Source organism: Streptomyces iconiensis, from assembly GCF_028657195.3.
Taxonomy (GTDB): domain Bacteria; phylum Actinomycetota; class Actinomycetes; order Streptomycetales; family Streptomycetaceae; genus Streptomyces; species Streptomyces iconiensis.
In genome coordinates, this window is sequence record NZ_JANCPR020000013.1 from 55,026 (window position 1) to 77,416 (window position 22,391).

Below are 22,391 nucleotides of genomic sequence, written 5' to 3' on the forward strand. Positions count from 1 at the left end.
ACGCCTCAAAGCTCGAACGCCCCAACTCCCCCTCCCTCCCCAGAACTTCGAGAGGTCCCCCATGTCCCTGTCGTCTCCGCAGCTCCGCAGGCCGGCCGCCGCCGCTTCCTGCGCGCTCGCCCTCTCCCTCACGCTCGCCGCCTGCGGCGGAACGGGCTCCGCCGCCTCGGGCGACAAGGTCGTCACCGTCTACAGCGCCGACGGGCTCAAGGGGGAGATGGGCGACGGCTGGTACGACGAGCAGTTCTCCGCGTTCGAACGGAAGACCGGCATCAAGGTCAAGTACGTCGAGGGCGGCTCCGGCGAGATGGTGCAGCGTGCCGTACGCGAGAAGGCCAACACGCAGGCCGATGTGCTGGTCACGCTGCCGCCGTTCATCCAGCAGGCCGACAGCAAGGACCTGCTGCAGAAGTACGAGCCCGAGGGCGCCGACCGCGTCCCCGAGGCCGAACGCCCCGGGAACGCGCACTGGACGCCGGTGGTGAACAACTACTTCGGCTTCGTCCACAACAGCAAGGAGCTGCCCAAGGCGCCCACCACCTGGGAGGAGCTGCTGGCCCCGAAGTACAAGGGCAAGGTGCAGTACTCGACGCCGGGTGTGGCGGGCGACGGTACGGCGCTCGTCATCAAGGCGATCCATGACTTCGGCGGGCGCGAGGCCGCCATGGACTACCTCGGCAAGCTCCAGAAGAACAACGTCGGCCCGTCGTCCTCCACCAGCAAGCTGGCCCCGAAGGTGGACAAGGGCGAACTGCTCGTGGCCAACGGCGATGTGCAGATGAACTTCGCGCAGGCCAGGACGATGCCCAACCTCGACCTGTGGTTCCCGGCGGCCAAGAAGGGCGCCAAGCCCACCACCTTCGCGCTGCCGTACACGGCCGGGCTGGTCAAGGGCGGCCCGCAGACGGAGAACGGCAAGAAGCTGATGGACTTCCTGCTCAGCAAGAGCGCGCAGCGCGAAGTGTCCTCGGTGGGCGGCGGATTCAGCGTCCGCGACGACGTGAAGGCGACGGACGGCAACGCCGTGGAGCTGGAGGAGCTGATGAAGGGCGTGGAGGTCTTCCGGCCCGACTGGAAGGAGGTCGCGGGAAACCTCGACACCTACATCGCGGACTGGAAGAAGGCCACCGGCAGCTGACCGTCCGCGTCCGCACGGGGGCCGTTCCGGTCCGGGACCGCGTCCCCTGTCGGCCGACGTACACGGATACCGGCCGACGGATACAGACACCGGCCGGCGAACAGAACGACCGTGCAGGGGTCTGGACCACTCGCGTCGTATCACGCGAGGGTAACGGGTCTGGGCCCAGTCCGGCTCCGGCTCAACCCCCTCCATCCCCACAGGAGTTACGACGTGAGACGAGGAATACCCCGGCGCTCCGTCCTCATCGGCGCCGCCACCGTCCCCCTGGCCGCGACAGGACTCGCGGGCACGGCGACCGGGCACGCGGGTGCGGCGACGGCGGCCACCGGCACAGCGAGCCCCGCGACCCCAGCGGCGAAGAGACCGAAAGTGCTGGTCATCGGCCTGGACGGGGCGATGCTGCATCGCATCAGGGACGCCGAGGCGCCGCATCTGAAGCGGCTCATGGCCGACGGGCTCGCCGCGCCCTCCAGCCTGTACACCGCGCCCATGGCCAGGACCGAGTCGGGGCCCGGCTGGTCGACGGTCCTCACCGGTGTCTGGCCCGACAAGCACAAGGTGCGGGACAACAGCTTCAGCGGTGCCGACCTCGGTACCTACCCGGACTTCCTCACCTATGTGGAGCGGGAGAAGCCCGCGCTGCGCACCTACGCCGTCGCCTCCTGGGGCCCCATCCCCGACACGATCATCTCCGGCGAGGTGGACGACAAGGTCGCCACACCCGGCGAGGAGTACGACGCGGGCACCACGGAGCGAGCCGTCGCACAGCTCAGGGACGGGCAGCCGGACGCGCTCTTCCTCCAGCTCGACAACGTCGATCACGCGGGCCACGAGAGCGGCGGCGCCAGCCAGGAGTACCTGGACGCGCTCGCGGGCGTCGACGCACAGGTCGGCGAGCTTCTGGCCGCCGTCGAAGGCCGCCCCTCCTACGGCGAGGAGGACTGGCTGATCATGGTCACGGCCGACCACGGGCACACCGACGCCGGCGGTCACGGCGGCTCCGACTGGAACGAGCGCCAGACGTTCGTGATCGCCAACGGGCCCGGAATCGCCGCGGGTTCGGAGCGCGACGACGTACGCCTCGTGGATGTCGCCGCCACCGCGCTCGCGCACCTCGGTATCGAGGCCGATCCCGCGTGGAAGCTCGACGGCGTACCGCTCGGCGAGAAGGTGGCCGACGCCTTCGACAGCGTGCGCGGCGAGCTGGAGAAGGCCGTGGACGAGACCGGTATCGCCCCCTCCGTGCTCGGCTGGACCCATACGGCGCCCGACGGGTGGAAGGTCGACAACGCGCGGATGGGAGGCGGCGGTGTCACCGAGTGGCGCGGCTGGTCCTTCACCACCGACGCGTTCTGGACACGTACCCAGGCCGACCAGCGGCGCGAGTTGAATGTCCGCTCCCGCGGCGTCTTCGCCGTCGCCGACCCGGACGAGTGGGCCGACGGGCAAGACACCGAAGGCACGTTCGACTCGACCCTGGTCAGCCCCGCGTGGAAGGTCACGGGCGGCACCACCGCCACCCTCAGCTTCGTCTCCCACTACCTCCACGACCCGGGCCAGACGGCGCAGGTCCTCGTCGCGTACGACGACGGCGAGCCGCGGACCGTCAAGACCTACGGCGCCGACGCGGTCGCACGGCACGAGAAGCTCACGCTGGATGTGCCGGCCGGCGCGTCCAGCGCCAGGGTCAGCTTCCGCTGCGCGGGCGACAACACCTGGTTCTGGGCACTGGACGCTGTACGCCTCGGCTGACCCCACCGGCCGCTGCGGTTACGCTGAACGCGGCGGCCGGTTCCGTACACGGTTCCGAACAACTCCTCCGCCGACACCCACGACGACCTGGCAGGAGCTGTCACGTGGCAGAGCGCAAGCCCATCGAGTCCTGGCTCACCGATATGGACGGCGTGCTGATGCACGAGGGCATTCCCGTCCCCGGAGCCGACTCCTTCCTCAAGCGGTTGAAGGAGTCAGGTCGGCCCTTCCTGGTGCTGACCAACAACTCGATGTTCACCCCCAGGGACCTCCACGCGCGCCTGTCCCGTATCGGCCTGGCCGTGCCGACGGAGAACATCTGGACCTCGGCGCTCGCCACGGCGCAGTTCCTCGACGACCAGCGGCCCGGCGGCACCGCCTACGTCATAGGAGAGGCCGGGCTGACCACGGCGCTCCACGACATCGGCTACGTCCTCTCCGACGCCGACCCCGACTACGTCGTGCTCGGTGAGACCCGCACCTACAGCTTCGAGGCGCTGACCAGGGCCATCCGGCTCATCAACGACGGGGCCAGGTTCATCGCCACCAACCCCGACGAGACAGGACCCTCGGCCGAGGGCGCCCTGCCCGCGACGGGTTCCGTGGCCGCGCTCATTACCACGGCCACCGGGCAGAAGCCGTACTTCGTCGGCAAGCCCAACCCGCTGATGATGCGCGCGGGACTCAACGCCATCGGGGCGCACTCCGAGACCAGCGCCATGATCGGCGACCGGATGGACACCGACGTGCGCGCCGGCATGGAGGCAGGTCTGGAGACCTTCCTCGTGCTGACCGGGCTGACCAGGCCCGACGAGATCGAGCGCTACCCGTACCGCCCGTCGAGCGTCGTGGACTCCATCGCGGACCTGGTCGACAAGGTCTGAGCGCACCCGGCCCAGGTCCTCAGGGCCCCGAGCCCGGCGCCCCGGCAGCACCGCACCGCCCGGCGCCCCGGTATCACCACATTGCCCGACTCCCGGGCACCACAACGGAGTAACCCGCACCCTCTCCGGATGCGGCGGCGCGCCCGCGCGTGGACCGTCGGATTACCGATCCGGAGGTTCGCCATGCCACCAACCCGCAGTCAGGCACGCCGTACAGCGGTGCCGCTCGCATTGCTCGCCGCCGCCGCGCTCGCCGCGGCGTCCCCGCAGACCGCTGAGAGCAAGGAGAGCGAAGAGACGGTCGTGGGCACCGTCACCGTCGATCCCGACTCGGTGCGCGCGGGCAGCCACGTCGAACTGCGTGTGAACGTGTGCGCCGGGGGAACCGCCGTCGCACACGCCGGCCCGTTCGAGAGCGACGTGAAGCTGCTGCCCGAGGCGGGCGGCGGGCTCTTCGGACGCGCCACCGTGAGCGCCAACGCCGCGCCCGGCCCGTACTCGGTCGTCGCCGACTGCCAGGGCAGGCCGGAGGCGGCGCGCGGGAGCTTCACCGTCGTGGGCGGCCACCCCCCGGCCTCACCCTCGGCGCCCGTACGGGCAGGAGGCGGCGGCATGGCGGGCGAGGCCGGCGGCTCCGGGTTCGGCGCGGGCGGTGGGGCCGTGCTGGGCCTCGCAGCCGCCGCGCTGCTCGGCTACGCCGTACTCCGCAGGCGCCGTGCCTCAGCGCCGGGAGGCAGCACCGACGGCCCCGGCGACGCGTAGCGGGAACGGCGCACGATGGCGGGCAGGAGCGGCGGCCACGTCCGGGACAGGGACCGGCCCCGGGGCAGGGCGAGGCCCAGGCCCAGGCCCAGGACTACGGGCAGGCCGGGCGACCGGAACCGGCACCGGCACCCGGTCCAGGACCAGGACGGGAGCGGGCACCCGGACGAGGACGCGCGTGAGGCCGGAGGGCGTGGCGCAGGCAAGGGGCGGCTGCTCACGGGTGCCGCCTGGGTGATGGTGCTGCTCGCACTGTGGATGTGGGGGAGGGGACTGTCCGACGGGGCGGGGGGAGGCCCCCTGCTCGGGGACGTGTCCCAGGCGGGCCGCCTCGCCGCGGGGGTGCCGGCGCTGCCGCCCGCACACGCCCCGCTGGACGGCGGAGCGCGGCCCGTACGGGTCGACATCGACGGTATCGGGGTGCACGCACCCGTCATGAAGCGCGGCGTGGAGCCCGACGGCGGCATCGCGCCGCCGCCGTACTCACGCCCAGGCAGCGTCGGCTGGTACGCGCGGGGCCCGGCGCCCGGCGAGGCGGGCGCCGCGCTCCTCGTCGGGCACGTGGACACCGAGCGGCGCAAGGCCGTCTTCTACGCGCTCAGCACCCTCAAGCCCGGTGCCCGCGTCGCCGTGCGCAGGTCCGACGGCAGCACGGCCGAGTTCACGGTGGAGCGGTCCCGCGTGGTGGGGCGCGAGGACTTCGACGCGCACCGCGCGTACGGGCCGGAACGCCAGGGCAGGGCCGAGCTGCGCCTGATCACCTGCGGCGGCACCTTCGACCGCGCCCGCCGCGTCTACTCCTCCAACGTGATCGTCTCGGCCTACCTCACCGGATCACGCTGAACGCCCTCACCGCGCGCCTGCCGTGCGGCCAGGGTGGCGAAGACCGTGCCGAGCACGGTCCACAGCAGCACATGCGCGGCCAGGGACAGCACCCTGAAGTCCCACAGCAGCGCCGCCGGTACGGGAACGGCGTCGGGGTTGTCGGGCAGCAGGAACAGGGCGGCGAGCGTTGCCACCACCACGCCTGCCGCCGTCAACTGCCGGGCGGGCAGCCCGTGTCCTGCCCGCTCGCCCCGTACGTACAGGTGCCGCGCGAGCACCAGCCCGAGTACGCCGATCACCAGCGCCGCCAGCCACAGCCCCTGGCGCTCGGTCACGGTGCCGCCGTCGCCGACGCCCGGCGGGTTGGCCGGGTAGCGCAGCCCCGGGAGCAGCGACAGCGCGAGGAAGCCCGCGCAGGCCAGGCCCGTACCGCGCTTCCACGTCGACGCGGGCCCGTGGCGTGGGGCGCGGTAGAGGAGGACGTAGGCGAGCGTGAAGAAGACGCCGAGGGCGAGGCCGACCACGACGGCCGTCACCACGAGGCCGAGGTGCTGGGTGCCGCGGGTGAACAGTTCCTCGGCCTCGGCGGCGTGGGCGTGCCCGCCGCCGCTCGCCGCCGCCGCGCGCTTCTCCTCCAGGCCGATCGCCCTGTCCATCAGCGGCTCGGCCAGCAGCAGTGAGAAGAGCCCGGAGGCCAGCCCCGCCAGGCCGCCGGCGGCGAGGCCGCGGCCGAGAAGGGGCAGCAGGGGGTAGGGAGTTGTCTCAGCTGAGACGGTCATGTGTGCGCCCCGATCAGTGGCAGGGGGCGCCGAAGAGATGGCGTCCGTCGTGGGAGAACTCGTGCAGGTAGCCGCCTGTGGCGGAGACGAGATTGCCGTTGTCGACGAAGACGGCGTACAGCGCGATCAGCGCGAGGACCGCGGCGGCGGCCACGATCATCCAGTCGCGCGTCCTGACGGTCGCGGGGTGGGACGGCGCCTGCGGGGCAGCCGTCGTACCGGCGGTGTGCGGGGACATCCGCTTGCCTCCTCCTGGGGTTTCCACGCCCCATCGGTGGAGAAGCGACGGGTCAGTTCCTGACTCCCGTGCGCACGGCCGCCGTTGGGCGGTGCGCTGACGGACACAGTGGCGGGACCGTCCCGGATTCGCACCGGGTTCCTGCGCACCGTCGCCTCACTATGAAAATGTTCCGCCTGAGAGTCCCAGCCTTGGTCGTGCTCTGTCAATAAGGCCGCAGGTCAGCCGCGTGGGTAACAGGTGTTCGACAGATTTCACTGCTCCTGAAAGCCATATGACACGATGGAGCGACGTTTTGTCCCAGGGGGATCCGGGCGAGGGCCCGGAGTACAGCCAAGGGGGAGTGGATGTACGGCAGTCACGACGGCCGCGGGCATCGTTCGCGTGTCCGGCTCGTCGCGGGCAGCGCGACACTGGGGGCGATGCTGCTGCTGGCCGGCTGTTTCTCGTCCTCGGACGGTGGGTCGGGGGACGGCGGCGCGGAAGGGGGCGGGGCCGTCGAGCAGCGGCCCAAGTCGGTCTCTCCGTACTGGGTGGACCCCGAGGGGAACGCGGCCAAACAGCTCAAGACGTACCAGAGCGACGGCAAGGACGACAAGGCCGAGCTCATCAAGAAGATCGCGGAGCAGCCGGTCGCCGACTGGCCCGTGAGGCCCGATCCGCGCGGCCAGGTCGAGCGCGTGACGAAGGCGGCGGAGAAGGCGGACCGCAGCGCGCTGCTCGTCGTCTACAACGTTCCGCACCGCGACTGCGGGCAGTACAGCCAGGGCGGCGCCAAGAACGCCGACGAATACCGCGCGTGGCTGGACGAGATCGCCAAGGGCATCGGCGACCGCGAGGCCACCGTCGTGGTGGAGCCGGACGCCATCCCGCACCTGCTCGCCGAGGGATGTACGCCGCAGAAGTTCCACGACGAGCGCTACCAACTGCTCAACGAGGCGGTCACCAAGCTCAAGGGCCTGGAGAACACCAAGGTCTACCTCGACGCCGGCAACCCGGACTGGGTGCGCGACCCCGGCGGTCTCGTCGAGCCGCTGCGGCGCGCGGGCATCGACAAGGCGGACGGCTTCGCGCTGAACGTCTCCAACTTCCAGAGCACCAAGTCGAACGTGGCCTACGGCAAGAAGCTCTCGCCGATGATCGGCAACAAGCCGTTCGTCGTCGACACCAGCCGCAACGGCAACGGCCCCGTCGAGGGCGCCGGCGCCGACGAAGAGGCGTGGTGCAACCCCTCGGGCCGCGCGCTGGGCGAGACGCCGACAACGAAGACCGGCGACAAGCAGGTGGACGCCTACCTGTGGATCAAGCGCATCGGCGAGTCGGACGGCGAGTGCAAGGGCGGGCCCAAGGCGGGCCAGTGGTGGCCCAAGTACGCGCTGGACCTGGCACGTAACGCCAAGGGCTGAGCGTTCCCCGAAGTACACACGAAGTACACACGAGAGAGGCCCCGGGCTGAGTGCCCGGGGCCTCTCTTCTCGTGCTTCTCGTGCGGGGTGGGTCAGGGAGCCGGCTTGGGCTCGCTCGTGGTGATGCTGGTGTGCGGGGCCGTGGGGTCGACGTTGACCTTGACCCACTTGGCCTTGGAGGGGACGCCGTCCTTGTCGACGCCGTAGACCATCCACCAGCCCGGGGTGACCAGCGAGGGGTCGTCGGGGATGGAGGTGTTCACGGTGCCGTCCGCCGACTTCCGCATCTTCAGCGCCACGGACGACTGCTCGACGTTGGTGACGTGGGTGAAGGAGCTGGGGCGCACCAGCCGCAGCTTCTTCAGCCGTGCGGCGTCCTTGCTCTTGAAGGAGACCTTGTCGCCCAGGGACAGGGTCTTGCGGCTCTTGCCGACGTCCTGGAGATCGGGCTGCTTCTTGCCCTTGTTCAGGTACGGCGGCGTGTAGATCTCGATGCGCTGGTCGAACTCGCCCGGCTTGGTGTTGGCCTTGTCGGCGTAGAGCGAGTCCGAACCGAAGGTGACCACGCGGCCGTCGGGCAGCAGCAGCCCGCCGGAGTGGTAGTTACGGCCCACCAGCGGCTCGGCCGCTTCGTTGAAGGTGTTCTTCTTCGGGTCGTAGATCCCGGCCTTGAGGATGTTGCTGTCGCTCTTGCCGCGGTACTGGCCGGAGCCGTTGGTGGTCAGCACGGTGTCGTTCGGCAGGATCACGCTGCTGGGGTAGCGGACCTTGTCGTAGAGCTTGGGGCCGTCCTGGAAGCGGGGGCTGTCCGACTTGAGGTCCACGATGCGGGTCTTGTCCGTGCTCTTGGGGGACTCGCCGACCCCGCCGCCGCCCTCGACCATGAACTTGCGCGACTGCGTGGGCGGCAGCGGCACCGACATCGAGGTTTCCAGGGTGTCCGGGTCGCTCATGCCCGGGATCTTGCTGAACTTGTTGGTCTCCAGGTCCCAGACGCCCGGCACGCGGCCCTTGGTCGCGGGGCCGTATCCGGCGGTGGTGCCGCTGTAGAAGATGCGGTTGTTCCCGATGAGGTGCAGCCCCGGGTACGTCGGGAAGAAGCGGGACTTGGGAAGGTAGTTCCACTTCTTGGTGTCCGGGTTGTAGATCTCGTTCTTGCCCGGGACGACCTGGCCGATGTCGTCGAGCCCGGAGACGGTGAGCACCCTGCCGTCCTGGAGCGTGACCTGCGTGGGATACCAGCGGGCCTCGTTCATCGGGTCGACGGTGATGTAGCGCTCGGCGACCGGGTCGAACTCGTAGGCGTCCTTGATGCCCTGGAAGTCCTTCTTGTCGAAGGACATCTTCTGGGCGATGCCGTAGATGTTCTTCTTCTCGGCGCCGACCAGGCCGCTCACCTGGTACTTGTCCTCCGAGCCCGTCTGGTGCTTCTTGCCCTTCTTGGCCGCTTCGGCGTAGACGCGGCCCAGGCTGGGGGTGGTCTTCACCTGGCCCGTGGCGGGGTCCACGATCTTCTTGGCCTTCTTGACGATCACGTTGTTCTGGGCGATGAACGTCTTGCCGTTCGTCTTCCCCGTGAACCGGGTGCCCTTCTTGATCGTCTTGGCCTTGTCCGGGTTCTCGTTGTAGACGAACATCAGCCCGCCGGCCTTCTTCACGTCACCCTGGAGCGTCTCGTAGCGCTGGGTGCCGCCCGCGACCAGCAGCTTGCCGTCCGGGAGCTGGTTGTGCCCGGAGCAGAACAGGTCGTTGGGGGTCGGGATGTTCTTGAACGAGTTCTTCACCGGGTCCCACAGGACCGTGCGGAAGCTCTTCGCCTTGAAGTTCTTCGCGTCGTTGCCCGAGCCCGCCACCAGCAGCACCTTGCCGGTGTGCAGGAGCGCCGCGTGAATGGTGTTGATGCGGTACTTCGACGGGATGTCGACGACCTGCCAGTGGCCCTTCTCCGCCTTGTACTCGGGCTGATTGATCTTGTAGTTGTGGTACTTCTCCGAAGCGAAGCCGTACAGCGCGGGCCCGTTGAACCCGGCGATCACGAGCACGACCGCCGTGCCGATGGCTATTCGCCTGGCCCGGCGGCTCGGTCGGTAACTCATTCTTTCCGTCCCCCAAGGGCGATCTGCATGGTCTCGTCAGGCGAGGCGGCCCAGCTGGGGCGCTGCTCGGGCAGGGAGCCGCCCGGGAGCGGGGGCTGCCCGCCGCCGCCCTGGCCCGGCTCCGGGGAATCCTGATCGGGACCCTGCCGGTGTTTCCTCTGCTGCTGGCGGTTCTTCTTCTTCGTGGCGCGCACGGTCACGCGCCATCCGATGATCGGCGCCGCGGTGATGAGCATCGCGAGCGTGGCCCAGGTGAGCATCGCCGGATGGTCATGGCCCAGGTAGAGCGAGCCCACGAGCGAGCCGCCGAAGATCAGGATGAAGAACAGGTGCACCCGGAAGGTGCCGAAGAGAGTGTCCGGGCTCGACGAGTCGCCCTTCGGCGTGACCACGAACTTGCTCTTGCGTCGCAGCACGGTGTCGAACAGGGAACGGGCGTAGATCGGAGCCGAGAGTGCGGACATGAGCATTCCGGCGAGACCGCCGGAGCCCTCGGGCTCGTGGGGGGAGACGTTGTGGCGCCGGTTCCAGATGTAGAGGCCGATCTGGAGCGCGGTGGCGTTGCCGTAGAGCGCCATCCAGATGGTGGGGTCGATCTGGACACCGGAGGCGCCCATGCCGAGGAAGAGGGCACAGGAGAGCGCGGCGAGGATCCAGTTCAGTGCCGAGATCGGGTAGAAGATCATCAGCATCGTGTAGTTGAAGAGCTTCGGCAGGGGCATCGTTCCGATGCCGCGCCAGAACTGCTTGAGGATCGTCTCGTAGGTGCCGCGCGACCAGCGGAGCTGCTGGGTGAAGAAGTCCGTCCAGGCGTTGGGGCCCTCGCCGACCGCCAGCACGTCGGGCGTGTAGACCGAGCGCCACTTGTTGCCTGTGGCGGGGTTCTTGTGGCGGTGCATCTCGAAGCCGGTGGCCATGTCCTCCGTGATGGAGTCGTAGAGGCCGCCGATGGCCTTGATGGCCTTGATGCGTACGGCGTTGCTGGTGCCGACGAACATCGGCGCGTCGTACCGGTTGCCCGCGCGCTGGATGAGCGCGTGGAACAGGAACTGCTGGCTCTCGGCCGCCTTGGTGACGAAGTTGTCGTAGTTGCCGTAGACCTGGGGGCCGATGACGAAGCCCACGTCCGGGTCGCGGAAGTAACCGAGCATGCGCTCCAGGTAGTTGGGGAGCGGCACATGGTCGGTGTCGACGCCGGCGAAGTAGTCGTAGTTGTCGCCGTGCGCGTCGAGCCAGGCGTTGTAGTTGCCGTGCTTGGTCTTGGCGCGGAAGGCACCCTTGGAGGTGTTCCACTTCGCCACGCCCTTGCGGGAGAAGTGGTACACGCCGAGGCGTTCGCAGACGGCCTTCACATCCGGGTCGTCGCCCTCGTCCAGCAGCCAGACGTGCATGGTGCCGCGATGCCGGATCTTCACGGCCGCTTCCAGGGTCTTGGTGACCATCTCGATCGGCTCCTTGCCGGGCACGAACGAGGTGAGGAAGGCGACGCGGGTGCCGGTCTCGGGCACCACGGGTATCGGGTCGCGCGCGACCAGGGTCGCGTGCGAGTTGGAGATGACGTTCAGCGTACGGAACAGCTCGATCAGGCCGATCGCGACCAGCATGACGATGTCGAGCTTGAGCACGAGGTCGGAGACCTCGCCCGAGTCGCGCTTGGTCCAGTGGTTCGGCTGCATCAGCCACACGAGCAGCCCGGCGGAGAGCAGCGGTGCGAGACAGAGCAGGAAGGCCGCGCGTATTCGGTGCGGTTCGTCCGCCAGCAGACTGCGGTAGGTGACGCGGTAGGGCTTGTTCGGGTCGGGCTGGGAGAGCGGCCCCGCCAGTCGGCTGTAGTGCTCGTAGTCGTAACGGGGCAGCGCCTTACGGGTCCAGCGTGTGCCCCGGCCCGACGTACCGCGCTGCCTGTGCTGACGCTGAGGGATCCGGAGCTGCGTCGTCTGCGTCGGATCCTGGCCCGGCTGCGGTTGTGGCTGCTGCTGCCCGGCGCCGGTCGGCGGCGTCGACGTCATGAGTCCATCCCCCCGCACGCAGCGAACTGCGTGACTTGTGCTGACCCGCGTCCTTGGCCCCCTCGACTCGGGCGCGGCATGCTTCGGCCGCCGAGTCCTGAGACTGAGACGAGCCGACTTACGGTTCCATGATGGCGGTCACGTGTTCCTCACGCTGCCGTGCCCCCCGCGACACCTGGCGCGAACTTCTCTCACACGGCCCTCACCTGGGCGTCTGAGCAGAGTTCCCCGATTCGCAAACGGTTCCGTAGAACAGTGACCCCACGTTAGGTTCCCCGACTCCCCGCGTGATCGCAAGACGGATTAGGAGCTGTTTACCTGGGTTGTGGTGATATGGCCGTGACGGATGTGACAGATGAGTCATCGAACTGTGGCCTGTTCGCGCATGCTTCGGCCGTGGCGGAACGCAGCCGTTCCCTGATGTGCCCGAAGTGGTCGCGTACGGCCCGCTCCGCGCGGCCCGCGTCGCCGGCCCGCACGGCAGCGAGGATCTCCGCATGCTGCCGCCAGGTCACCATCGGGTCCTGCGGCAGCTCGGCCAGATCCGTGCGCACCCGGTGGAAGGCGTCCCAGAAGGCGTCCAGCACCTCGCTCAGCAGAGAGTTGCCCAGTCCGCCGTAGAGCGCGGAGTGGAAGGCGCGGTCGGTCTCGGCCCGTACGCCGCCTGCCCGCGCCTCTTCGCCCATCCGCGCGACCAGTTCCTCCAGTGCCCCGGAGCCCGTGCGGGACCCGGCCGCCTTGCCGGCTCCCTCGGTGACGAGCCGCGCCATCAGCCCGGTCTCGACCGCCTCCCGCAGCTCCAGGAGCTGCAGCAGGCTGTCCTCGCCCCGGTAGTGCCCGGCGACCGTACGGAAGGAGAGGCCCTCGGTCATCGGCGCCATCGACATCGCGCCGACATAGGTACCGAAGCCGTGCCTGATCTCCACGATGCCCATCGCCTGGAGCGCCTTGAGCGCTTCCCTTACCGAGTTACGGCTCACCTCCAGGAGTTCCATCAGCTCGGTCTCCGTGGGAAGCGGCGCTCCGGACGGCAGCCTTCTGTCGATGATCAGCTTCTTGATCTGTTCCTGGATCTCCCGCGACCTGCCCTGTGCGCGCACCCTGCCCCCTCATGCCGCCGTGGTGAAGACGATCCGGTGCGGCCCCGGCGCCCCGTCCGTGGCGAACGCCAGCAGCGCCTGCCCCTCCTTCTCCAGCGCGTCCCGGTCCTCGCCGGAGAGCGCGCCGAAACAGGTGAGGGTGAGCGTGGCCGACTTCTGCCCGGTTTCGGCCTTCCATGTGCCGTGCACCCTGCCGTCCACCAGGAAGGTCCCGGGCACCTGCCCGTTCTTGCCGGCCAGGGCGCGGCGCACCTCCTCGTCCATGATCCGGGTGCGGTCGGCGTGCGAGAGGATCGCGTTGTCGTACTCCGCCAGGAAGCGCACGGGCAGCGGGAGTTCGGGGTCGGGACGGGGCGCGTCCGGCAGGTCGAACAGCTCGCGTCCCGCCTCGTCGGTGAAGACCCGCAGCTGTGGCCGCAGCCGTTCGACGACCTCGCCGAGCCGGGTCAGCCCCGACCAGGTCTGCACATCGCGTACGGAGGCGGGCCCGAAGGCGCCCATGTACCGCAGCACCATCGTCTCCAGCGACGGTTCCACCGCCAGCGGCCGGTCCAGCCAGGACTCGACGGTGGCGAGGACGGGCCGGCCCGAGCGGCCCCACAGCCCGCGCGGCGGCAGCTGGACGAGGGGCAGCAGGTAGCGCGCCGCCATGCCCAGCGAACGCTCCTCCGCCTCGGGCCAGCGCCGGTGCAGGGACGGTCCGAAGTCGGCAGCGGCCATGGGCCCCTCCTTCAGCAGCTCGCGCGCCGCCTCGACGACCGCGGCGGGGTCGGCGCCGCCGAGCCGCTTGCCGTGCCCCGAGGCGAAGGCACGCTCGTGCGCGCTCCGGGTGAGGGGGTAGAGCTGGACGGCGTCGCGGTCGCTGACGAGGTGGACGGTGCCGCGCATGACGCAGATCCGGACCACGCGGCGTTCCTGGAGCAGCGTGGACAGCTCCCCGGCGTCGAACCCGGCGACCCGCGTCCACAGGCCGAAGTAGGGCGGCCTGGGCGCCTGGGCCTGGAGGCCGACCAGGTGCTCGACTGCTTCCAGCGGGGTCGTCCGGGCGCGCTCGGCGAGGAGTTGGCGCGCGAGGAACGCGCGGCCGAGAGCCCTGGGGGTCAGGGGTGCGGGCAGCATGGCCATGAGTCTCGCCCAATCACGCGCACCGCGCGAGGGTCCCGCGCGGTGCGCGCGTGGCACGTGCGAGGGCCGGACCCCGTGTGCGGTCCGGCCCTCGACGGTGTGGGGGGTGGCGCCTCGGTCCCGCCTGTGCGGGAAGGTCTGCCCGTGCGAGGGCGCTGCCCGCGCGGAAGGGCCCTAACAGTACGGAACGGTCAGAACTCGACGTCGGCGCAGGAGTAGAAGGCGTTGGCCGTGTCCGCGATCGTCCACACGCCCAGGATCACGTGCTTGCCGGACTTGCCCTCGGGCAGCTTGCCGTCGGCGGTCCACTCGGCGGGCGGCTGCTCGCCGTTCATGGGCACGGTCAGGAAGGGCTTGGACTCCAGGTCGGCGCGGGTGAGCGGCTTGCTCGGGTCCCAGCCGTCCTTGGTGATGTAGTAGCTGAAGTCCGTGGTGGAGTGCATGGCGGTCAGATTCCACTTGAACGTGAAGTTCTGTCCCGCCTGGAGCTTGGTCGTCGGCCACTCGCCACCGCGCGGGTCGTCGAGCTGCTTGAAGCCCTCGTTGCCGCCCGAGCAGATGGCGCCGTCCTTCGGCCCGGCCCCGGGGAAGCCCTTGGGGCCCTCGACGCTCTGCGGCTCGTGCTGGATGGGCCCGCAGTCCGCCACGTCGCCGTTGGCGCAGTGCGCCTGACGGCTCGTGGGGTCCTGGCTGTAACCGTGGCCCTGTGCGGAGCCGCCGGTGAACAGCATGGCCGCCCCGCCGAGGCCGAGTCCGACGACGGCTGCGGCGATCTTCTTGCGCATGCTTGCTCCTGGTGGATCGTGGGGGGTGCGGAGTGCTGCGGTCTAGACCATGCAGGAATCTACTGAGGGCGCGGACGTCATGTCCAGACCAATGCAAGGGGAACTTCTGATTCCCGGGGTCTCCGCTGCCGTGGATAAACGGGGCGATGGGGTATGGATGGAAAAAATCATCCATAAGGGATACATACGGGAATCACCACCAAGGGATTGGGATCATGCACAACTCCACCCCCGACGCCGGAGTCCGCGGCACCCTCACCCCCGGCGCCGTCGTACTCGTCGTCGGCGTGCTCTGCGTCCAACTCGGCTTCCTGCTCTCCTACATCGGCGCCTTCCACCACCCCGACCCCCAGCGCATCCCCGTCGCCGTCGTCGCGCCGGAACAGGCGGCCGACAAGCTCGACGCGCTTCCCGGACGCCCCATCGAGACCACCGTCGTCAAGAACGAGAAGGCCGCCCGCGACCGCATCATGGAGCGCGACGCCGAGGGTGCCTATCTGATGGACCCGCGCGGCAAACAGGACACCGTCCTCGTCGCCTCGGGGGGCGGCGGTTCGCAGGCCGACGCCGTACGCAAAACCGGCGAGAAGGCGGCGGCGCAGGAGGGGCGCCAGGCGAAGGTGGAGGACATCGCCTCGTCGGGCGACGAGGACTTCAACAGCCTCACCGCCTTCTACCTCATCGTCGGCTGGCTCGTCGGCGGCTATTTGATGGCCTCGCTGCTGGGCATCACCGACGGCACCCGCCCCTCGCGGCCGGGACACGCGGTGCTGCGGCTCGCGGGCGTCGCCGTCTACTCCGTGCTGTCCGGACTGGGCGGCGCGATCATCGTGGACCCGGCGCTGCACGCGCTGCCGGGGCACTTCGCCGCGCTGTGGTGGCTGGGCGCGCTGCTCGTGTTCGGCACGGCTGCCTTCACCATGGCGCTCCAGGCGTTCTTCGGCGTCGTCGGTATCGGCCTGGCCGTCGTCGTCTTCGTGGTGCTCGGCAATCCCAGCGCGGGCGGCGCCTTCCAGCGGTACATGATCCCGCCGTTCTGGCGTGCCATCGGCGACTGGATCCCGACGGGAGCCGGTACGACGGCCGTACGCAACATCGTCTACTTCTCGGGCAACGCGCTGGCCACCCCGCTCGTCGTGCTCGCCGCCTGGGCCGTTGCGGGGGTGGTGCTGCTGCTCCTGGGCTCCATCCGGCGCAGGGAACCCGGACTGGCCCTCCCGATCTGACGCCACGTCAGCTATGGTGCCCGGCCATGAGCGCTTCGGGACACCCTGGAAGCTCCGGGACCGCGCACACCCTCGCCGAACTCGTACGGGCCCAATGGGACGACCACAGCCCCGGCGGGCTCCGCTCCACCGACCTGCACCTCACCCACCACGCCACGGCCGCCGCGGCAGCCGCACGTGCGGCGCTGCTCACCGAACTGCTGCCCTCCGGCGCCGAACCCCACGTCGGCCTGCTCCTCGACAACACCCCCGAATACCCGCTCTGGCTCGCCGCCACCGCACTCGCGGGAGCCACGGCTGTCGGCCTCAACCCCACCAGGCGCGGCGCCGAACTCGCCCGCGACCTCACCCACACCGAGTGCGCCCTCCTCGTCACCGAGACAGCCCACCTCCCCCTTCTGCGCGCCCTGGAGGAAGAGGGCCTCGCACTGCCGCGCACCCTTGTCACCGACGACCCCGGCTACGCCGCGCTGCTGCGCCCCTACGAGGGTGCCAAGCCCGGCGAATCGACCGTGCGCACCCCGGCGCCCGACCGCCGGATGCTGCTCACCTTCACCTCGGGATCGACGGGAGCACCCAAGGCCGTCGTCGTCACCCAGGGTCGCCTCGCCGCGGCGGGACACGCGCTGGCCCGCCAGTTCGGCGTGCGCCGCGAGGACGTCCACTACCTGTGCATGCCGCTCTTCCACGGCAACGCCGTGATCGCCGGATGGGCACCCGCGCTCGCGGGCGGTGCGGGGGTCGCGCTGGCCCGCCGGTTCTCGGCGACCCGCTTCCTGGACGACGTGCGTGCCTACGGCGCCACATACTTCACCTACGTAGGCCGCGCCGTGCAGTACCTCCTGGCCACCCCCGAACAGCCGGACGACACCGACAACCCGCTGCGCCTCGGCTTCGGTACCGAGGCCGGGCCCGTGGACGCGGCCCGCTTCTCGGCCCGCTTCGGTGTACGGCTCGTCGAGGGGTACGGCTCCTCCGAGGGCGGCGCCGCACTCCAGCACTCCGAGGGCGCCCCGCGCGGCGCCGTCGGCCGCCCCGCGCCCGGCACCGACCTCGCGGTGGTCGATCCCGCCACGGGCGAGGAACGCCCGCGCGCCCGCCTCGGCCCCGACGGGCGGCTGCGCAACGGCGCCGAGGCCATCGGCGAACTCGTCAACCGGGGCACCTCACTCTTCGAGGGCTACTGGAAGAACGAGGCGGCGGACGCCGACCGTACCCGCGACGGCTGGTACTGGACCGGTGATCTCTTCTTCCGGGACGAGGACGGCTGGTTCCACTTCGCGGGGCGCGCGGAGGACCGGCTGCGGGTGGACAGCGAGAACCTCGCCGCCGCCGTCATCGAGAACATCCTCGCCCGCTGTCCCGGCGTCACCTCGGCCGCCGTCTACGCCGTGCCCGACCCCGTCTCCGGCGATCAGGTCATGGCGGCGCTCGCCCTTGAGCGCCCCTTCGATCCGGGCGGGTTCGCGGCCTTCCTCGCCGCGCAGCCCGATCTGTCCACCAAGGCCGCGCCCCGTTTCGTGCGCGTACTGGAGCGGATGCCGGTCACCGCCACCAACAAGATCGAGCGCGCTGCGCTGCGCCGTACCGGATTCCGCTGCGACGAACCCGTGTGGTGGACGCCCTACGAGGGCGAGGCACGCGCCGGCGGCACCTACCGGCGCCTGACCGCTGACGACATCGCCGGACTCCTCGCCGGCTACCGCGCACACGGCCGCGAGGACCTGCTCGGACGCTGAGGACGGGCTCGGACACCGGGGTGCGGACGGCCGGGGTGCGGCGACGGGGTGCGGACGGACGGGGTGCGGACACGCGTCGGGCTCCGTACACAGAAAGACCGTGGCCCTCCGGATTTCTCCGGAGGGCCACGGTCTGTGAGGTACGCCGTCAGGGACTCGAACCCCGGACCCGCTGATTAAGAGTCAGCTGCTCTAACCAACTGAGCTAACGGCGCCTGTCGTGCCGTCTTCCGGCCGACGGGGAGAAATACTACCCCCTCTCCGAGGGTGCTTCCCACCTGCTGCCGGGCCGGGCAGCCGTGCACGGAGCTGCTCAGAGCGACAGGGACAGCATCACGGGCGCCGCCCGCCTGCTGAGGGTCTCGGCGGCCCTGCGCAGCCGGTGTGCCTGCGCCACGGGGAGTGACAGCGCCAGGCAGCTCACCGACGAACCTGCCGTCACAGGCACCGCGGCGCAGACCGTGCCCACCGCGTACTCCTGCAGATCCAGCATGGGCACGGTCGGCGGCTGGCGGTCGAGCGCGTTGAGCAGCAGCCGCTCGTCGGTGATCGTGCGCGAGGTGAGCCGGGCCGTCTTGTGGCGCGAGAGATGGTCCTTGCGGCCGTCGTGGTCGAGCTGGCTGAGCAGGCACTTGCCGATCGCCGTCGCGTGCACGGCCGACCTGAAGTCCACCCACTGGTTGACGGCGGGGGTCTGCGGACCGTCCGCGACCTGCGTCGTCTCCAGCTCTCCGTCGTGGTACCTGCTGAAGTAGATCGCCGCGCCCAGCGTGTCCCGCAGGTCCGTCAGCGTCCGCTGGAGCTGCTCGCGCAGGGCGCGTGCCCGGTCGACGCCGGAGCCGAGGAGCACCAGCGACTCGCCCACGACGAACGAACCGTCGTCCAACTGCTCCAGATACGCCTCGCCGCGCAGCATCCGCAGCAGGTGGGCCAGATGTCCGGGCGGCAGCTCCGTCTCGCGCGCGATGACCTCCTCCGAGACGCCGTCCCTGTGCCGGGCGACCGACTCCAGGACGCGCAGCGCGTACTGCACCGAGTGGAACGGCGCCGTCGGCTCCCGCCTGGGCTCCGGAGGCTGGCCCCCGGATGGTGGTTGGAGTAGCGCCACGGTGTCCCCCTGGAGGTTGTGACCGTTTGCTCTGTGCCAGTGCCCTGACCACTTCCGTGCGTCACGGCAGTACGTCTTCACGATAGCGGTCAACGACCCACCGGAAAGGCGTTGTTGCTGCTATCGGCATATGCCGCGTGCGCGCGTACGCGGAATGCGCGCGAGCCCGCGCCGGGTGGCGCGGGCTCGCGGGTGCGGGGTGTCCGTGCGGCACTCTCAGAGCACGGCGCTCAGGAATTCCCTGGTGCGCTCGTGCTCGGGGTCGCTGAAGATCTTCTCCGGCGCCCCTGACTCGATGACCCGGCCCGCGTCGAACATCAGCACGTCGTCGGAGATGTCCCGCGCGAAGTTCATCTCGTGCGTGACACAGAGCATGGTGATGTCCGTGGTGTGGGCGATGTCGCGCAGGACGTCCAGCACTCCGGCCACCAGCTCAGGGTCGAGCGCCGAGGTGACCTCGTCCAGGAGCAGCACCTGCGGGCGCATCGCCAGCGCGCGGGCGATGGCGACACGCTGCTGCTGGCCGCCGGAGAGCTGGCTGGGGTACTTGTCGATGTGCTCGGTCAGGCCCACCAGTTCCAGCAGCTCACGGGCGCGCTGCTCCGCCTCGTCCTTCTGGAGTCCCAGCACGTGCACGGGTGCCTCGGTGATGTTCCGCAGCACCTTCATGTTGGGGAAGAGGTTGAACTGCTGGAAGACCATGCCGATGTTCTTGCGGACCTCGCGGCTGTACCTCTCGCTCGCCGGGACGAGCTTGCCGCCCCTGTCCTCGTGCGTGAGGTAGTCGCCCGCGACCTTGATGGTGCCCTCGTCCGGCTTCACCAGCGTCATCAGCAGCCGCAGAATCGTGGTCTTGCCGGAGCCCGAGGGGCCGATGAGGGTCACATGCTTGCCCGACGCCACGTCGAAGCAGAGGTTGTCGAGCACCACGTTGCTGCCGAACCGCTTGGTGACGTTGTCGAACTTGATCAGTTCGCTGCCGTCGACGGCCGGGTTGCCGGCCTCGTTCGTGGTCGTACCGGGGGTGTTCGGGGTCTCAGCGGACAAGACGACGCTCCAGGGCTCGCATCAGCAGGGATGCCGGGTAGGCGATGAGGATGAAGGCGACACCGATCACCGTGATCGGCTCGGTCGGCTGGAAGGTGACGGCGCTGAACTGCCGTGCCTGTCCCAGCAGTTCGAGCGCGCCGATGGTGGCGATCATCGGCGAGTCCTTCAGCATCGCGATGACGTAGTTGCCCAGTGCGGGCACGACGCGGCGGATGGCCTGCGGCAGGATCACGGCGCCCCAGACGCGGGTGCGCGGCAGGCTGAGCGCGGTGCACGCCTCCCACTGGCCCTCGGGAACGCCGTCGATACCGGCGCGGTAGACCTCGGCCGTGTACGTCGAGTAATGCAGACCCAGGCCGACGATGCCGGTGGTGAGCGCGGAGAAGGTGATGTTCCACTCCGGCAGCACGAAGTACAGGAAGAACAGCTGCACCAGCAGCGGGGTGTTACGGATGAACTCGGTGACGGCCGTGACCGGCCAGCGCACCACCCTGAGCGTCGAGCGCTGCGCCAGCGCCCACACCAGGCCGAGTGCGAAGGCGATCAGCGAGCCGAGTACCAGCGCCTGGAGCGTGACGAGCACGCCGTCCCAGAAGCGCGGCATGAAGTCGCCGACGGCGGACCAGTCCCACGTCATGCGCCACCTCCGGCGCTGCTACGCGAGATGGCGTCCTGCCGTCGGATACTGAGCTTGCCGCGCACGCCCGCGCCCTTCTCGGGAGTCTGGCCTATACCCGCCTTCGCCTGCCGCTCCAGCGCGCGCATGCCGCGCGTGAGCAGGAAGGCCAGGACGAAGTACATGACCAGGATGATCGTGTAGACGGGGGCGCTGTCGCCGAGCGCGTTGCGCACCAGCGAGGCCCCGAAGGTGATGTCGCCGACGCCCAGTACGGACACCAGCGCCGTCCCCTTGAGCAGCTCGATGAGCAGGTTGTTGGCCGGAGGGATCATCTCGGGCCACGCCTGCGGCAGCGTGATCTTGGTCAGCCGCTGCCAGGGCGAGAAGCTGAGCGCGATGCCCGCCTCGTGCTGGGCCGGGGCGACGGCCGCGATGGCTCCCCGCACGATCTCGGAGCCGTACGCGCCGTAGGACAGGCCGAGCGCCAGCACGGCTGCCCAGAGCGGTACGAGCTGCCAGCCGAACGCGACCGGAAGCACGAAGAACATCCAGAACATCAGGACCAGGGCTGAGGTGCCCCGGAAAATCTCCATGTAGAGGCCGGAGACGAACCGCACGATCCACAGGCGATTGGTCCTCGCGACGCCCACCACGAAGGCGACAAAGGCGCCCAGCGCCGCGCTGTAGACCGTGAGTTGCACCGTGACCCAGAGGCCCTGGAGAAGGAGCTCCCACAAACCAGCTGTGAGGTCCGTCATTTGCAGCGCTCCTTCGCGGTCAGGGTTGTCATCTCCGCCTCCAGGAACCCGTAGGGCTTCATGACGCGGAGAAGCTCACCGCTCTTCTTCATCTTCCGCAGTTCGCGGTTGAAGGCGTCGCGCAGGTTTTCCTCGTCCTTACGGAAGGCGAAGGCTCCCGTACCCAGTTCCGGCTTGCCGTCCAGCTTCGGGATGACGTTCTCGGTGGCCTCGGCCCTCGTGCTCTTCGTCTGCTTGACGACATTGCGCACGGTGACGGCCGTACCGGCGAAGACATCGGCCCTGCCCTGCTCAACGGCGAGCAGACCGGCCAACTGGTCGGGCAGGAGCAGCATGTCCTTCTCCTTGATGCCCTCCTCCTCGGCATACCCGATCTCGGCATATCCGGTACCCGTTGCCATCTTGGCCCCGGCCTTCTTGATGTCCGCGTATGAGCGAAGGTTCTTGGGGTTTCCCTTACGCACGATAAAGGCGTCCGGCATCTGGTACTCGGGATCGGCGAAGAGCACCTGCTTGCACCGGTCGGGGTCGATGTACATTCCCGCCGCAACGACGTCGAACTGCATCGAATTCAGGCCCGCGATCAACGAGTTGAACTCGGTCGGGAACGGCTGGACCTTGGGCACACCCAGCCGTTTGAAGATGATGCGTGCGATAGCGGGGCTACTGCCCGTCAGTTCGCCGTTCTTGTCGATATAGCTGTAGGGCTGTTCACCGGCGAGACCCAGGCGCACGGTGCCCTGAGCCTTCAGCCGTTCCAGCAGATCGCCCCCGTCTCCGGTGCCCGCACTGGACACCCGGCTGCATGCGGTCGTCGCCCCGAGTGCACTCACCGCGCCCAAAGACGCCGCGCCCGCGAGCAACGTGCGTCGGCTGAAACGTCTTCCGGCACTTCCGGTGTTGTTCCTTTGTGGTGGAGCCATGGGCGCGCGGCTACCCAAGCTCGCACGAGATATGCGGACCGTTTCCAGCCCTTGATGGGGTCGCGT

The 22,391-nt window shown here is 69.5% G+C and carries 20 protein-coding genes, 1 tRNA gene and 1 riboswitch; of the genes, 8 read left to right on the top strand and 13 right to left on the bottom strand.

Annotated elements, in window-relative coordinates; translation table 11 throughout:
- Positions 1-61: 61 nt before the first annotated feature.
- From NMN56_RS15120 to NMN56_RS15140, 5 genes are all read left to right on the top strand, one after another.
- Positions 62-1,138, top strand: coding sequence for a 2-aminoethylphosphonate ABC transporter substrate-binding protein (locus tag NMN56_RS15120; RefSeq protein WP_274043767.1), 1,077 nt, complete (start codon positions 62-64; stop codon positions 1,136-1,138).
- A 213-nt stretch (positions 1,139-1,351) separates the two neighbouring features.
- On the top strand, positions 1,352-2,893 hold the full coding sequence (locus NMN56_RS15125; protein ID WP_274043768.1) for an alkaline phosphatase family protein: 1,542 nt from the start codon (positions 1,352-1,354) through the stop codon (positions 2,891-2,893).
- A gap of 104 nt (positions 2,894-2,997) precedes the next feature.
- Positions 2,998-3,777: an HAD-IIA family hydrolase gene (locus NMN56_RS15130; RefSeq protein ID WP_274043769.1), complete on the top strand. Its 780-nt coding sequence runs from the start codon at positions 2,998-3,000 to the stop codon at positions 3,775-3,777.
- 183 nt (positions 3,778-3,960) lie between these two features.
- On the top strand, positions 3,961-4,539 hold the full coding sequence (locus tag NMN56_RS15135) for a hypothetical protein (RefSeq protein WP_274043770.1): 579 nt from the start codon (positions 3,961-3,963) through the stop codon (positions 4,537-4,539).
- Between the two features lie 15 nt (positions 4,540-4,554).
- Positions 4,555-5,382 carry a class F sortase gene (locus NMN56_RS15140; protein WP_274043771.1) on the top strand — a complete coding sequence of 276 codons (828 nt, stop codon included), beginning with the start codon at positions 4,555-4,557 and terminating at the stop codon, positions 5,380-5,382.
- Here NMN56_RS15140 and NMN56_RS15145 read toward each other — a convergent pair.
- Both NMN56_RS15145 and NMN56_RS15150 read right to left on the bottom strand, forming a co-directional pair.
- Positions 5,361-6,143, bottom strand: a complete 783-nt coding sequence (locus NMN56_RS15145) for a CbtA family protein (RefSeq protein WP_274043772.1) — start codon at positions 6,141-6,143, stop codon at positions 5,361-5,363. The genes NMN56_RS15140 and NMN56_RS15145 overlap by 22 nt on opposite strands.
- 13 nt (positions 6,144-6,156) lie before the next feature.
- Complete coding sequence (locus NMN56_RS15150; RefSeq protein ID WP_274043773.1) at positions 6,157-6,381, bottom strand: CbtB domain-containing protein; 225 nt, start codon at positions 6,379-6,381, stop codon at positions 6,157-6,159.
- A 32-nt stretch (positions 6,382-6,413) separates the two neighbouring features.
- Positions 6,414-6,549, bottom strand: a riboswitch (cobalamin riboswitch).
- Between the two features lie 179 nt (positions 6,550-6,728).
- Between NMN56_RS15150 and NMN56_RS15155 the strand changes: the two genes are divergently transcribed.
- Positions 6,729-7,787: a glycoside hydrolase family 6 protein gene (locus tag NMN56_RS15155; protein ID WP_274043774.1), complete on the top strand. Its 1,059-nt coding sequence runs from the start codon at positions 6,729-6,731 to the stop codon at positions 7,785-7,787.
- 92 nt (positions 7,788-7,879) lie between these two features.
- Here NMN56_RS15155 and glxA read toward each other — a convergent pair whose 3' ends face one another.
- The 5 genes from glxA to NMN56_RS15180 all read right to left on the bottom strand — a co-directional run bounded on the left by glxA (position 7,880) and on the right by NMN56_RS15180 (position 14,902).
- Positions 7,880-9,883 carry a radical copper oxidase GlxA gene (gene glxA, locus NMN56_RS15160; protein ID WP_274043775.1) on the bottom strand — a complete coding sequence of 668 codons (2,004 nt, stop codon included), beginning with the start codon at positions 9,881-9,883 and terminating at the stop codon, positions 7,880-7,882.
- On the bottom strand, positions 9,880-11,892 hold the full coding sequence (locus tag NMN56_RS15165) for a glycosyltransferase family 2 protein (protein ID WP_274043776.1): 2,013 nt from the start codon (positions 11,890-11,892) through the stop codon (positions 9,880-9,882). Before NMN56_RS15165 ends, glxA begins: the two co-directional genes overlap by 4 nt.
- Positions 11,893-12,206: 314 nt before the next feature.
- The gene (locus NMN56_RS15170; RefSeq protein WP_274043777.1) at positions 12,207-12,992 is read right to left on the bottom strand and encodes a FadR/GntR family transcriptional regulator; all 786 of its coding nucleotides are present in this window, start codon (positions 12,990-12,992) and stop codon (positions 12,207-12,209) included.
- 9 nt (positions 12,993-13,001) lie between these two features.
- The gene (locus tag NMN56_RS15175) at positions 13,002-14,111 is read right to left on the bottom strand and encodes a winged helix DNA-binding domain-containing protein (RefSeq protein ID WP_274043778.1); all 1,110 of its coding nucleotides are present in this window, start codon (positions 14,109-14,111) and stop codon (positions 13,002-13,004) included.
- A gap of 197 nt (positions 14,112-14,308) precedes the next feature.
- Complete coding sequence (locus tag NMN56_RS15180; protein WP_274043779.1) at positions 14,309-14,902, bottom strand: lytic polysaccharide monooxygenase auxiliary activity family 9 protein; 594 nt, start codon at positions 14,900-14,902, stop codon at positions 14,309-14,311.
- Positions 14,903-15,117: 215 nt separating this feature from the next.
- Between NMN56_RS15180 and NMN56_RS15185 the strand changes: the two genes are divergently transcribed.
- Both NMN56_RS15185 and NMN56_RS15190 read left to right on the top strand, forming a co-directional pair.
- Positions 15,118-16,128, top strand: a complete 1,011-nt coding sequence (locus NMN56_RS15185) for an ABC-2 transporter permease (protein WP_274043780.1) — start codon at positions 15,118-15,120, stop codon at positions 16,126-16,128.
- A 26-nt stretch (positions 16,129-16,154) separates the two neighbouring features.
- Positions 16,155-17,867: an AMP-binding protein gene (locus NMN56_RS15190; RefSeq protein WP_274043781.1), complete on the top strand. Its 1,713-nt coding sequence runs from the start codon at positions 16,155-16,157 to the stop codon at positions 17,865-17,867.
- 141 nt (positions 17,868-18,008) lie between these two features.
- Here the strand turns inward: NMN56_RS15190 and NMN56_RS15195 are convergent.
- The 6 genes from NMN56_RS15195 to ehuB all read right to left on the bottom strand — a co-directional run bounded on the left by NMN56_RS15195 (position 18,009) and on the right by ehuB (position 22,325).
- Positions 18,009-18,082: transfer RNA gene (locus NMN56_RS15195), tRNA-Lys, on the bottom strand.
- Between the two features lie 98 nt (positions 18,083-18,180).
- The gene (locus tag NMN56_RS15200) at positions 18,181-18,975 is read right to left on the bottom strand and encodes an IclR family transcriptional regulator (RefSeq protein ID WP_274043782.1); all 795 of its coding nucleotides are present in this window, start codon (positions 18,973-18,975) and stop codon (positions 18,181-18,183) included.
- Between the two features lie 216 nt (positions 18,976-19,191).
- Positions 19,192-20,022, bottom strand: a complete 831-nt coding sequence (gene ehuA, locus NMN56_RS15205) for an ectoine/hydroxyectoine ABC transporter ATP-binding protein EhuA (protein ID WP_274043783.1) — start codon at positions 20,020-20,022, stop codon at positions 19,192-19,194.
- Positions 20,012-20,662 carry an ectoine/hydroxyectoine ABC transporter permease subunit EhuD gene (gene ehuD / locus NMN56_RS15210; RefSeq protein ID WP_274043784.1) on the bottom strand — a complete coding sequence of 217 codons (651 nt, stop codon included), beginning with the start codon at positions 20,660-20,662 and terminating at the stop codon, positions 20,012-20,014. Before ehuD ends, ehuA begins: the two co-directional genes overlap by 11 nt.
- Positions 20,659-21,402 (bottom strand): ectoine/hydroxyectoine ABC transporter permease subunit EhuC, encoded by a 744-nt coding sequence (gene ehuC, locus NMN56_RS15215; protein ID WP_274043785.1) that lies wholly within the window; start codon positions 21,400-21,402, stop codon positions 20,659-20,661. The genes ehuD and ehuC overlap by 4 nt, the downstream gene beginning before the upstream one ends.
- A complete protein-coding gene (gene ehuB / locus NMN56_RS15220; protein WP_274043786.1) occupies positions 21,399-22,325 on the bottom strand; it encodes an ectoine/hydroxyectoine ABC transporter substrate-binding protein EhuB in 927 nt (308 codons plus the stop codon). The genes ehuC and ehuB overlap by 4 nt, the downstream gene beginning before the upstream one ends.
- Positions 22,326-22,391: the final 66 nt, after the last annotated feature.